This window comes from Paraburkholderia sp. RL18-085-BIA-A (genome assembly GCF_046027075.1).
In the GTDB taxonomy this organism is placed as follows: Bacteria; Pseudomonadota; Gammaproteobacteria; order Burkholderiales; family Burkholderiaceae; genus Paraburkholderia.
On the sequence record NZ_JARESU010000011.1, the window covers coordinates 38,165 to 51,288 of the forward strand.

Annotated in this window: 10 protein-coding genes; 2 read left to right on the plus strand and 8 right to left on the minus strand. The window is 64.3% G+C overall.

Annotated elements, in window-relative coordinates:
* Positions 1-24: 24 nt before the first annotated feature.
* Positions 25-2,199 (plus strand): TonB-dependent siderophore receptor, encoded by a 2,175-nt coding sequence (locus P0D89_RS10345; protein ID WP_408376510.1) that lies wholly within the window; start codon positions 25-27, stop codon positions 2,197-2,199.
* Here the strand turns inward: P0D89_RS10345 and P0D89_RS10350 are convergent.
* A complete protein-coding gene (locus P0D89_RS10350) occupies positions 2,196-3,143 on the minus strand; it encodes a LysR family transcriptional regulator (protein WP_408356397.1) in 948 nt (315 codons plus the stop codon). The two genes, P0D89_RS10345 and P0D89_RS10350, sit on opposite strands and share 4 nt — an antisense overlap.
* A 329-nt stretch (positions 3,144-3,472) precedes the next feature.
* On the opposite strand from P0D89_RS10350, the gene P0D89_RS10355 reads away from it, so the two are divergent.
* Positions 3,473-4,990 carry an MFS transporter gene (locus P0D89_RS10355; protein ID WP_408356489.1) on the plus strand — a complete coding sequence of 506 codons (1,518 nt, stop codon included), beginning with the start codon at positions 3,473-3,475 and terminating at the stop codon, positions 4,988-4,990.
* A 66-nt stretch (positions 4,991-5,056) separates the two neighbouring features.
* On the opposite strand, the gene P0D89_RS10360 is transcribed toward P0D89_RS10355, so the two are convergent.
* From P0D89_RS10360 to P0D89_RS10390, 7 genes are all read right to left on the minus strand, one after another.
* A complete protein-coding gene (locus P0D89_RS10360; RefSeq protein WP_408356395.1) occupies positions 5,057-5,932 on the minus strand; it encodes an alpha/beta fold hydrolase in 876 nt (291 codons plus the stop codon).
* A gap of 81 nt (positions 5,933-6,013) precedes the next feature.
* Entirely contained in the window at positions 6,014-7,249 is a 1,236-nt protein-coding gene (gene mhpT / locus P0D89_RS10365) for a 3-(3-hydroxy-phenyl)propionate transporter MhpT (RefSeq protein WP_408356393.1), read from the minus strand.
* Positions 7,250-7,356: 107 nt separating this feature from the next.
* Positions 7,357-8,385, minus strand: coding sequence for a 4-hydroxy-2-oxovalerate aldolase (dmpG, locus tag P0D89_RS10370; protein WP_408356391.1), 1,029 nt, complete (start codon positions 8,383-8,385; stop codon positions 7,357-7,359).
* Between the two features lie 12 nt (positions 8,386-8,397).
* The gene (locus tag P0D89_RS10375) at positions 8,398-9,339 is read right to left on the minus strand and encodes an acetaldehyde dehydrogenase (acetylating) (protein WP_408356389.1); all 942 of its coding nucleotides are present in this window, start codon (positions 9,337-9,339) and stop codon (positions 8,398-8,400) included.
* A 24-nt stretch (positions 9,340-9,363) separates the two neighbouring features.
* Positions 9,364-10,173: a fumarylacetoacetate hydrolase family protein gene (locus P0D89_RS10380; RefSeq protein ID WP_408356387.1), complete on the minus strand. Its 810-nt coding sequence runs from the start codon at positions 10,171-10,173 to the stop codon at positions 9,364-9,366.
* Positions 10,174-10,191: 18 nt separating this feature from the next.
* Positions 10,192-11,142 (minus strand): 3-carboxyethylcatechol 2,3-dioxygenase, encoded by a 951-nt coding sequence (locus P0D89_RS10385; RefSeq protein WP_408356385.1) that lies wholly within the window; start codon positions 11,140-11,142, stop codon positions 10,192-10,194.
* A 1-nt stretch (position 11,143) separates the two neighbouring features.
* Entirely contained in the window at positions 11,144-13,012 is a 1,869-nt protein-coding gene (locus P0D89_RS10390; RefSeq protein ID WP_408356382.1) for a bifunctional 3-(3-hydroxy-phenyl)propionate/3-hydroxycinnamic acid hydroxylase, read from the minus strand.
* Between the last annotated feature and the right edge of the window lie 112 nt (positions 13,013-13,124).

Here is a 13,124-nt window from a genome sequence, read left to right on the forward strand (position 1 = left end):
CCACCCTGCCTAACTCAAACAAACATGCAGAAATCCTTTGTCGCCGGCCGTCCGGCGTTTGCTCCCGCTCCACGCCGCATTCCTTCGCTGCTGAGCGCGGGGCTTTTCGTCAGTGTGGGTTTGTCGCTTTCCACATTGTCATCGCCGGGGTGGGCGCAGGCCACGGCCAGCGACGCCGCCGCCACGCTGCCGGCCGTGAGCGTGTCGGCGTCGAAAGACACGACCGTGGCGCAGGCCGATGCCATCAGCGCCGGCGCGCTGGGTTCGCGCAAGCAGGTGGATACGCCGTTTTCGACGCATGTGGTGACGAGCGAGGAAGCGCAGGATCTGTTCGCGACGACCGCCAACGATCTGTTCAAATACGATCCGGCCGTGACGGTCAGCAGCGAAAACTCAGTCAGCGAGAACTCGATGTTCAACGTGCGCGGCATGCCGATCGACACGCTGAACAGCATCAAGGTAGACGGCCAAACCTTCCCGTTGTGGGACACCGACCTGTCGCTCGAACCGTTCGAGCAGGTTGAATTGCTCAAGGGCCTGTCCGGTTTCATGTACGGCTTCGGCTCGCCCGGCGGCATCGTCAATTATGTGTTGAAGCGCCCCACTGACGATCCGTACCGCAGCTTCACGCTCGGCTACAAGTCGGCCAGCGTGTTCAGCCAGGCGGTCGACCTGGGTGGCCGCTTCGGCAACGACAACCGTTTCGGCTATCGCCTGAATCTCGCCAACGAATACGGCAACACCGCCGAGGAAAACGGGCACGTGAGCCGCCAGGTCGCGTCACTCGCGTTCGACTTCCGCATTACGCCGGATCTCGTGCTGAGCGCCGACGCGTTCTACCAGAAGCGCAAAACCGAAGGCACGCTATTCGGCCTGATGTTCGCGGGCGGCATTCCCGACGCGAGCAAGGTCAGCGGCGAGCTGACGCAACCGCAGAACTACTATCAGACCGAGATGGCCTCGTTCGGCGCGGGTCTCGATTACCGTCTGAACGAAAACTGGCACGCGAGCCTGAAGTACCGTTTCGCCAAGGAGAACCGCACCAACTCGGACAGCTTCCTGTATGTGTTCGACGACGCGGGCAACTACTCGAACACGCTCTATGCGGCGATGACGCGTTACTTCTACCAGAACCTCGACGCGATGGTGCAGGGCAAATTCAACACCGGCAGCATCAAGCACGATGTGGTGCTCGGCGTGGGCTACCAGACGCAGACCAGCGAGTACAGCAACAGCGTAGGTTGGAACGACGGCTACTTCCTCGGCTACGGCAATCTGTACAACACCACGCTGTTGACCAACGACGAAGTCAGTATCGGCTCGAACCTCTACCGCGAGCAGCGCACCACGCAGGCCGCCGCGTATGCGAGCGACACGGTGCAGTTCACGTCGCGCTTGTCGGCGCTCGTCGGCGTGCGTTACACGCAATTCCGCGAGCATGTGTACGCCCCGAGCGGCGCGGTGACGTCGCAATACAGCGCGGACCCGGTCACGCCGACCTTCGCGCTGATGTTCAAGACCGATCCATATTCCACCTTGTACGCAAGCTACGTCGAGTCACTGGAACAGGGCGGCTCGGCATCGAACACCAACCTCAACTATCCGGCGACCTACGGCCCGCTTCGCAGCAAGCAGTACGAACTGGGCTTCAAGTCCGACCACGCCAGGTGGGGCGCCAACCTTGCGCTGTTCCGCGTCGACCAAGGCTACTACTACACGAACTCCGCGAACATCTTCGTGCAGGACGGCACGAAGCGCTTCACCGGCGTCGATGCGAGCGGCTGGCTCGCGCTGACCAGCGAATGGCGGGTGATGGGCGGCGTGATGTGGCTCGACACGAAGGCCGTCGACATCGACGATCCGAGCGTCGAAGGCAAGCGCATTTACGGCGCGCCGCGCTTTACCGTGACGGGCCGTATCGAATACAACCCGGCGTATCTGCGTCCGTTGACGCTGGCGTTCGGCGGCAAGTACGTGAGCGACCAGGCAGTCAACGCGAGCAACACGCAGTTCGTGCCGGCCTATGCCACGTTCGACCTGAGCGGCCGGTACGAAACAAAGATCGCGGGCAAGGACGTCACGTACCGCGCGGGGATCAACAACCTGTTCAACCGCCGCTACTGGACCACCGCGTGGGGCTATTACGTGTCGCCGTCGCCGACGCGCACCGCGGTGGCCAGCGCTACTTTGCAATTCTAAGTATCACGAGTATCACGTGAACGAGGGGCGCCCCGATCGGGCGCCTCGATCATCGCGGGTATCTCCGCCACCAGCGCATCGATCGCGCAGCGCGTTTTCAACGCGAGATAACGGCTCTTCGGCCACATCACGTGGATCTCCTGCGAAGGCCGGAAACAATTGTCCATCACCGTCACCAGCTCGCCGCTTTGCGCATAACGCGCCAGCAGCCAGCTCGGCAACCACGCGAGGCCGAAGCCGGCGAGCGCGGCATCGAGAATGCCCTGCATGTCGTCGAAACCGAGCTGCGGCTCGACGTGCGCGCGCCGGATCTGCCCGTCGGCGTCGACCACGTCCCAAGGCTGCGCGGTCCCGGCGCGCAAGTAGGCGATCACCGTGTGTCCGCGCAATTCATCGACGTTGCGCGGCGTGCCATGCCGCTTCAGATACGCGGGCGCCGCGCCGATACTCGCGTGCTGCACGCCGAGCTTGCGCGCGGCGAGACTCGTACTGTCGGCGAGCGGCCCCACCCGCACGACGAGATCGAAACCCTCTTCCACCACGTCCACGAAGCGGTCGCTGATCGAAATGTCGATCTTCAATTGCGGATGCTTGCGCGCTAGCCCGAGCAGCACCGGCGCCACGCAATGATGACCGAACGCTTGCGGCACGCTGACCCGCAAACGCCCTTTGGGCTCGCGCCGTCCTGAGTCCAGATCGGCTTCCGCGGCTTCCAGTTCGGCAAGCGCGCGCACGCAGCGGTCGTAATAGGCTTGCCCGTCTTCGGTGAGACTCTGGCTGCGCGTCGTGCGATTGATGAGCCGCACGCCGAGCCGCTTTTCTAGCCGCACGATCACTTTACCGACCGCCGAGCGCGTGAGGTTCATGCGTTCGGCCGCCAGTGCGAAGCTGCCGGTTTCGACGACGCGCACGAACGTCGTCACACCATCCAGGATGTCGCTCATATTTCGGCCAATTGGTTCCAAAACGGACACATTCTCGGGATTTTCATGTGTCAATCGGGACGTACATTCCCTCTATATTACCCATTCCAGGAAGGCAAGCCGATCGACAACCGAGGTGAACATCCATGTCCAGTCATCCCGATGCGCCGTCGCGGCGCGAGCAACGTGAACGGCCCGAAGTAACGACCGCCGCGGGAAAACGCGCTGGAACCCCGCGCGAATCGCGCCCCGCGCGAACCATCAAGAATGAAGCCGCTGCTCAGCCGACGCGCGCTGTCGCAAACCGCAAAAACACTCTGGCGCTGGGCGCTGTATGCCTCGCGTCGCTGATGTTCGGGCTGGAAATCTCCAGCGTGCCGGTGATCCTGCCCACGCTCGAACGCGTGCTGCACGGCGACTTCAACGGCATGCAGTGGATCATGAACGCGTACACGCTCGCGGTGACCACCGTGCTGATGGCGACCGGCACGCTGGCGGACCGCTTTGGCCGCCGCCGGATCTTTGTGATCGGCATTGCGCTGTTCGGCATCACGTCGCTGATCTGCGGACTCGCGCAGAGCGTGCCAATGTTGATCGCCGCGAGGCTCTTGCAAGGCGCGAGCGGTGGCGCGATGCTCATCTGTCAGGTGGCCGTGCTCTCGCATCAGTTCAGCGACGGCCCCGAGCGCGCCCGCGCATTCAGCGCATGGGGCATCATTTTCGGCATCGGTCTGGGATTTGGGCCGATTATCGGCGGGACGATCGTCGCGGTATCGAGTTGGCAATGGGTGTTTTGGGTGCACGCGCTGCTCGCCGTCGCCACGTTGACACTCGTGTTCGGCGGTGTGCTGGAATCGCGCGATCCGCATGCGCATACGCTCGACGTCGCCGGCATCGTCACGCTTTCGCTGGCTGTGTTCGGCCTCGTGTACTTCATTACGCAGGTCTCGGCGCTCGGCTTCGCGAATCCTCGCTCGCTCTCAATCATCACGGCGACGGCGCTCGCATTCTTCGCCTTTCTCTACGCGGAGAAGCGCAGCGCCCGCCCGATGTTCGATTTTTCAGTGTTCAGGATTCCGCGGTTTTCAGGCGCGCTGATGGGTTCGGCGGGAATGAACTTCAGCTTCTGGCCGTTCATGATTTATCTGCCGGTCTATTTCCAGATCGGCCTCGGCTACGACAGCGTCAGCGCGGGCCTCGCGCTGCTCGCCTACACGTTGCCGACGCTGTTGTTTCCGCCGCTCGGCGAACGCCTCGCGTTGCGCTACGGTTCGGGAATCGCGATACCCGCGGGCTTGTTCACGATCGGTCTAGGCTTCATGCTGATGAGATTCGGCAGCGGCGCCGCGCATCCCGGCGTCTTGACCATGCTGCCCGGTTGTTTGATCGCGGGCGCGGGCCTCGGCCTCACGAACACGCCCGTCACCAATACGACGACCGCTGCGGTTCCCACGCAGCGCGCGGGCATGGCGTCCGGCATCGACATGAGCGCTCGCATGATTACGCTCGCGATCAACATTGCGTTGATGGGGGCGATCCTCGTCGGCGGGATTCTGTTCGATTTGAAGAAGAGCCTGCCGACGACGCTCGATACGACGGCGCTCGGCCGGCTGGCGCAGAAAATCGCATCAGGGGATGTCGAGGCGATAAGCGTTGCAATGCCGTCGCTAGCACGGATCGATCCCACTGGAAGCATCGTGCATGCAGCGTTGATGCGGGGATTCGGCTGGGTGATGCTGTATGGAGGAGTCGGCGTATGGTTGCTCGCCGCGCTCAGCTTCGCGATCTCGGGCAGCGCGTCGAGACGGTTGAATAAAACGCCAATGCCGCCTGCCGCGCAACGGGCCGCTCGTTGCGACTCATGCTAACGCGCAGGCGCCCGGCAAGCCGCATCGAAGGCCCGCTGGGCGCCGCATCAAAACCGCTTACTTATTTTAGTTCGCCAGAAACTCAACCACCATCCGGTTGAACTTCTCAGCGTGCTCCCACTGCGCCCAGTGGCCGCAGCGGCTGAAGATATGCATGTCCGCGTTCTGCATCCCGGCAACCATGCGCAGGCCCACGTCCATCGGCACGAAGCGGTCGTCGCGTCCCCAGATCACCAGCGTTTTCGCGGAGACTTCGCCAAGGCGCGGACCGACGTCGTTGAACTGCTTCGGGTTAGCCGCGAGGCTCGCGACGAAATTCTCCAGGTGATCGCGGCGCGCGAGAATATTGTCGAGCCGTGCCTTCATCAGATCTTCGGTCAGCGCCTTCGCGTCGAACACGAAGATGTTCATCATGCGCTGCAGGTTCTCGATCGTCGGTTCCTTGTAGACCCCTTGCAGCAGCTTGATGCCTTCCGTCGGCATCGGCACGAACTGGCTGGGGCCGCCGGTGCCGCCGCCCATCAGCACGAGCTTACCGACACGCTTGGGTTCGGCCAGCGCGAACGCCACCGCGCTATGCCCGCCCATCGAGTTGCCGATGAGATGCGCCCGCTCGATCGAGAGCGCGTCGAGCAGACTCTTCAACGAACGCGCGTTGAGTTCGGAGCGCGAGCCCTTGCACACGATCGGATCGCTCTTGCCCCAGCCGAAGCAGTCCATCAGGATGACCCGATAGCCCGCCGCGACGAGCGGCTCGATATTGCGATTGAAATTCGCCCAGCCGGTCGCGCCGGGGCCCGAGCCGTGCAGCATCACCACCGTTTCTGCGCCCTGCCCCGCGTCGTTGTAGTGGAGCTGCATGTCGCGCCCATCTTCCGTGATGCGGACGAATCGGCTGGTCGACGTTTCGGTGAATGCCTGTGCTTGTACTTGTGAGCTCATGTTGAATCCCTTTCCTTCACGAATTGAGTGAGCGCGGACCGCCGTTGTCGACAAGCCCGCATGGTTTGGCGGTTGGCGGATCTACTGCACGGCCGCCGCGGTATAACGGGACTCTGACTTGCTGACCACGAGCCACGCCGCAATGGCCGCGATCGCGATCAATGGAATGCTCGCGCTCAGCAGCACGGACGCGCCTTGACCAATGGCGAGCAACTGTCCCGCGATCAAAGGCCCGAGAATCGAGCCCACGCGCCCCACTGCAACGGCGGCGCCCACGCCCGTGCCGCGCACTTCCGTCGGGTAGAGGCTGCTGGCGAGCGCGTACAACACCGACTGCCCGCCGACCAGAAACAGCCCCGCCAGCAAGCCGCCCCACGCCATCGACGCGCCACCGCTCGCGCCCACCAGCGCAGCCAGTGCGACGACGATACCCAGATACATGCCGCCGACCGTGCGACGCCGGCCGATCCGGTCCATCAGGCTGGCAATCGCAATGGCGCCAATGCCGCCGCCGATGTTGAACATCATTTGCACCACGCCCGACTGCACGCGCGTCAGCCCTCGGCTCAACACCAGAGAAGGCAGCCAGTTGATGAGGAAGTACAGCACGATCAGCGTCCCCAGGTAGCTGATCCACAACGCGATGGTGGTCGGGCCGCGCCCCTCTTGCCACAACGCGCGCCCCACGCTGGTGGACGGCTTGCGCGAAGCATTGCCGGACGAGCGCGTCGCCACGAACTGCGCCGACTCGCGCAGGAACAACGCGAGCAACGGCAGCACCAGAAGCGGACCGACACCGCCGACATAAAAGATATGCCGCCAGCCTTCATCGCCCGGACTGACGATGCCGATGACCGCCGCCAGCGCCGCACCGAACGGCATGCCGCAATACATCGCGCCCACCGCCGTGTTGCGCTGATGAGGCTTCGCAGCCTCCGAGCACAACGCGATCAGGTTCGGCATCGCCGCGCCGAGGCCGAGCCCCGTGAGGAAGCGCGCTGCCAGCAGGCTGTTGAGGTCCCACACTTGCGTGGTCGCAATCGAAAAGATGCCGAACAGCGCGACCGACAGCATCAGCACACGCTTGCGTCCCAGCTTGTCGGCGAGACGTCCGCCGATCGCCGCGCCGGGCAACAGCCCTAGCGCGCCGATGCTGAATGCCCAGCCCATCTGCGCCACCGCCAGATGAAATTCGCGCGCCATGCGCGGCGCGGCGATGCCGGTCGATTGCAGGTCCAGCCCTTCCAGTAACGCGACGATGAGGCACAGCCCGATGGTCAAGGCGCCACTTTCCGACGTATTCGTTGATTGCCGCATAAAAGTCTCCAATATTGAATCAGCATCGCTCTTGCGGCGATATGGCTGAGGGGTATCGACACTGCACGGAGCGCACGCGGCGCAGCCGTGCATCGTCGGTCAGGTCATCAAGCGCCGACTTCCTTCGCGGACGCGCGCGTCAAGTCCAGCGCGACGTCGACGATCATGTCTTCCTGGCCGCCGACCATGCGGCGCTTGCCCAACTCGACCAGGATGTCGACGGTCTTGAGGCCGTACTTCTTCGCGGCCACTTCCGCGTGGCGCAGGAAGCTCGAATACACGCCGGCATAGCCGAGCGCCAGCGTCTCGCGATCGACGCGCACCGGACGGTCCTGCAATGGACGCACGATGTCGTCGGCGGCGTCCATCAGCGTGTACAGATCCGTGCCGTGATTCCAGCCCGCGCGTTCCGCTGCGGCGATGAACACTTCGAGCGGCGCATTGCCCGCACCCGCGCCCATGCCGGCGAGACTCGCATCGACGCGGTCGCAGCCCTCTTCCACCGCGACCATCGAATTCGCCACGCCCAGCGACAGATTGTGGTGCGCGTGCATGCCCGTCTGCGTCTCGGGCTTGAGCACAGCCTTCAATGCGCGAAAACGTGCGCGCACGTCGTTCATCGTTAGCGCGCCGCCCGAGTCGACCACGTAGATGCAGGTGGCGCCGTAGCTTTCCATCTTCAACGCTTGAACCGCGAGGTTTTCCGGCGTGGTCATGTGACTCATCATCAGGAAGCCGACCGTGTCCATGCCGAGTTCGCGCGCATATTCGATGTGCTGCTTCGAAATGTCCGCCTCGGTGCAATGGGTCGCGACGCGAACGATGCGCGCGCCCGCCTGGTACGCCGCCTTCAGATCGTGGATCGTGCCGATGCCGGGCAGCAGCAATGTCGCGATCTGCGCGTGCTTGACCACGTCGGCCACCGCCTCGATCCATTCGAGGTCGCTATGCGCGCCGAAGCCGTAATTGAAGCTCGAACCTTGCAGCCCGTCACCGTGCGCCACTTCGATGCTGTCGACCTTTGCCCTGTCCAGTGCGCGTGCGATGTCCTGCACGTTCTGGATCGAGTACTGATGACGGATTGCGTGGCTGCCGTCGCGCAGCGTCACGTCGGAGATATACAGCTTCTTGTCCATGCGAAAGTCTCCTTATGCCTGCACGAGCGATTGCGCCATGCGCTCGGCGGTGGCGAGCGCGGCCGAAGTCATGATGTCGAGATTGCCCGCGTAGGCAGGCAGATAATGCGCGGCGCCTTCCACCTCGATGAACACCGAGGTTTTCAAACCGTTGAACTTGCCGAGGCCCGGAATGTTCAGCGGCGCGGCGGCGCTGATTTCATCGAACTGCACCTTCTGCTTGAGACGGTAGCCCGGCACGTACGCATGCACGGCGGCGGCCATCGCTTCGATCGACGCTTCAATCTTCGCGCGATCGGCGGCTTCGGAAAGCACGTAGACGGTGTCGCGCATCATTACCGGCGGCTCGGCCGGATTGAGCACGATGATCGCCTTGCCCTTCGCCGCGCCGCCCACCACTTCAATCGCCTTCGAGGTGGTCTCGGTGAACTCGTCGATGTTCGCGCGCGTGCCCGGACCCGCCGACTTGCTGCTGATCGCCGCGACGATTTCCGCGTAGTGCACCTTCGCCACGCGCGACACGGCCGCGACCATCGGAATCGTCGCCTGGCCGCCGCACGTGACCATGTTCACGTTGAGCGCGTCGATCTGGTCGTCGAGGTTGACGACCGGCACGCAGTACGGGCCGATCGCCGCGGGCGTCAGGTCGATCAGGCGGATGCCAGGCTTGAGCGCGCGCAGGAACGCGTCGTTCTTCACGTGCGCGCCCGCCGAGGTGGCGTCGAATACGAAGTCGATCTCGTCGAACACCGGCAGACGCGTCAGACCTTCGACGCCTTCGTGCGTGATCGCCACACCGAGGCGCGCGGCGCGCGCGAGGCCGTCCGAGGCCGCGTCGATGCCGACCATCGCCGCCACTTCCAGATGTTTGCCGTGACGCAGGATCTTCATCATCAGATCGGTGCCGATGTTGCCGGAGCCGATGATCGCGGCCTTGAGTTTTTCGCTTGCCATTTCAGTCCTCAATCGAGTGCATGCTTATGCGGAAAAAGTCGCGCGGACGCTGCCGAGACCGTCGATCTGCGCGCTGAAGGTGCCGGGTTGCGTCACCGTGACCATCGGACCGAGTGCGCCGGTCATCAGGACATCACCGGCACGCAAGGGCGTGCCGAGTTGAACCATGCGGTCCGCGAGCCATACGGCGGCGTTCAGCGGATTGCCGAGACACGCGCAGCCGTTGCCGCGCGACAGCACTTCGGTGTCGTCCGAAAGCGTCATCGCGCAGGCGGCGAGATCCACATCGCGCAGCAACACCGGACGGCTGCCGAGTACGAAGCGCGCGCTCGACGCGTTGTCCGCCACCGTATCGACGAAGCGGATATTCCAGCCTTCGATGCGGCTGTCCACCACTTCGATCGCCGCCACCGCGTAAGCTGTCGCGCGAATCAGATCGGCGTAGGTGTGGCGCTCGTGCGTGAGATCGTGTTCGAGCACCAGCGCGATCTCGGCTTCGACCTTCGGCTGGATCAGTTCACCGAGCGGGATCGGCTGGCTGTCGTTGTAGGCCATCGACGCGAACAGCGCGCCGAAGTCCGGTTGATCGACGCCGAGCTGGCGCTGCACCGCTGGCGACGTCAGCCCGATCTTGCGGCCGACGATGCGCTCACCGGCCGCAACGCGCGCCGCGACGTTGACCTGTTGCACCGCGTAGGCGAGCTGGGTGGCATCGGCCGCGTTGTTCAATTCGGAGAAGCGCGCGTCGTCGCGCAACGGCGCGATGGTCCGACGCGTGCGTTCGGATTCGCGCAGTTGCAGGGCCAGCGCTTCGGCATGGTTGAGCGTGTTCATAGCGATTTCCTCGTTTGGTTAGGCGTTGGCGGCGACAGTACGCGCGTGCATTGCGCCGAAGCCCGCAATCCACTCGGGGATCGCCCGGTAGTAGTCGAGCGTCGCTTGATATGGCCCGCATGCGTTCAACGCGCCGAACGCCGCGACCCAGGTGCGAATCTCGTGAGCGGATTTGCCGGCGGCGCGTGTGATCGCGTTATTGGTCAGGCCGTCGAGCGCCGTCAGTTCGCCGTCTTCGAGCAGCTTCAGGAACGCGCGGTCCCACTCGGGATTGAGCGCGTGCAAATGACTGTCACCCGCTGCGAATGCGCGCGCCGCCGCGACCGTGCGCGCCTGGCGCGCCGCCCGCGATTCGGCGGAAGGATTGCGGCCGGCAATCAGCCGCTCGGCGACCTCTTCGCTCGCGCCGGCCAGTTCCGGCACGGGCGGCTCGTGCGAGATGCCGCCCGAACCGATCACCAGCACACGTTTGTTCAGAAGCGCGAGCGCCCGGCCCAGCGCGTCGCCGAGCAGGCGCGCACGGCGGCACGAGGCCATCGGCGGCGCGACCGAGTTGATGAACACGGGAACGACCGGATATCGGTCGAGGCTGCCCGTGAGCAGTTCCAGCGCCTGCGCGCAGCCGTGATCGACCTGCATGCGGTACGACACCGCCACGTCGACGTCGCTCGCCAGCACGGCTTCGGCGAGTGCGAGCGCGGTGTCGGCGGGCACGTCGAGCGGGCCGGCCAGGCTCTTGAAGTCGCCGATCGCGCTGGCCGACGCGCCGATGCAGAACGGCGGCATCACGTCGTAGAAGAAGCCGTTGTAGTGGTCCGGCGCAAATATGACCACCAGTTCGGGATCGAACTCGGCGACGCGCGCGCGCGCCGCTGCGTGAAGCCGCTCGACTTCCGCGACGACTTCCGGTGCCGGGTCGTAATAGCCGGCGAGCGGCGTGTGCGACAGGCATTCGAGTAGCATCGGCATGTCAGGCTCCTGTTGCAACGGCGGCAACGGCCGCGGCGGCGGCGACGCTGTCGCGCGCCGCGATCGGTTCGTTGATATTCGCCGCGACGCTCTGCCGTAGCGCCGTGTTGAGATTCAGCTTGGCGGCAAGCTCGACGATATGCGACGAGACCTGCTGAGGCGTGCACATGCCCGCGACGAAACGATCGGGGCGCACCATCACGACGGATTCCGGCACCCGCGAGAACCAGTCCTTCATGCGGCCATTCACGTCGCCGATGGCGATCACGTCGACCGGCACGTCTTCGTGGAAAGAGAGCTGTGTGTCCGGTTTCGCGATCACGAAACAGCCGCCCAGCCGCTGCCAGATTTCGCGTGCCGCCGGCGACAGGCCGAAGGTCGGATCGGAGCCCCAACCAAGGATCGCAAAGCGGTTGCCGAGCACATCGTCCAGACGCATCACTTCGCCGTTCACCGTGCGCACGCGCGGCTGAATGAACATGCGGCCCACCGGCGAATGGCAGTGCGGATCGCGGCCATACACGAGACGGCCGAGGCGCGATTCGCGCTTCTCGCTCATCAACCCGAGCAGGCGTCCCGGCGCCGAATGACCCGAGCGTTCCAGCACACGCGCGAGCCAGCCATGCTTGCGCTCGCTGCGCGCGAGCAGCACCACGCCGGTTTCGTAGCGCGGCATCGGCTTGAAACGCATTTCGACGAAGTAGCGCTTGACCGCCGGAAACAGATTGAACGTGCGCACGAACGCGTCACGGAACTTGATGCCGAACCGGCTCGTCGGCGCGAAGATGTCGCCGGCCACTTCTGAGAGGTGAATCATCGAGCGGGCATGCGCGCGGCGCTCGGCGGTGTACGTATCGAGCAGCGGGTCGCCGGCGAGACCCTTGACCACCATCGCCAGCTTCCAGCCGAGGTTGCTCGCGTCGCGAATGCCGCTGTTGTAACCCTGGCCCTGCCACACCGGCATGATGTGCGCGGCGTCGCCGGCCAGCAGTACACGGTCCACGCGGAAGCGGCTGGCAAGCCGCGCATTGTGCGTATAGACGCGCTTGCGGATGTAGTCGACCTTCTCCGGATCGGCGACGACCTTGCGGATCAGCGCCGCCATGTTCTCCGGCTTCGACAACTCTTCTTCGGTCTCGCCCGGCATCACCATGAATTCGAAGCGGCGGATGCCGTGCGGCAGCGCAGCCGACACATACGGCCGCTTCGGATCGCAATGCATGTACACGTGCGGTGAGCCGATCGGATCGTTGCGCACATCGACGACGATCCATTGATTCGGCTTCGTGCGTCCTTCGAACGGCACGTCGAGCACGCGTCGCACAAAGCTGTTGCCGCCGTCGGCGCCGACCATGTACGACGCGCGAATCGTGCGGCAGCCGCCTTTGTGGTCCTGCGTTTCGATCGTGACGCCGGTCTGGTCCTGCGTGAATGCGCTGACGCTGTTGCCGAACAACACCTGGACATGCGGGAAGCGGCGCAGACCTTCGTACAGTACGCGGTCGGCAAGCGGTTGAATGAACGCGTTGCGGCGCGACCAGCCGAATTCGTCGGTGCGCGGTTCGATCGACGCGAAGCAATGGCCGGTGTGCGTGACGAAACGCATCCAGTGATCGGGGGTGGTGTGGGGCAACAGCGCGTCGGCGAGGCCGACTGACTGGAACACGCGCAACGCTTCGTCGTCGAGACCGATGGCGCGCGGATAGTCGATAATCTGGTCGAGCTTCTCCACCAGCACGACGCGTACGCCCTGCAAGCCGAGATAGTTGGCGATCATCAAACCAACCGGGCCGGCGCCGATAATCGCCACGTCGGCGGATACGGTCCCGCCGTGACCTTGAGCGGCCACCGGATCAAGAGAGGGGGGCATGCTGTCTCCTTTCTCGCGCGCGGCGCAAGCCGCCGTCGCGTCAGATAACGAACTGGGTCGAAATGATCAGGGAGCGCGGCAAGCGGGAACCGCTCACGGCCGCGGCGAAGAA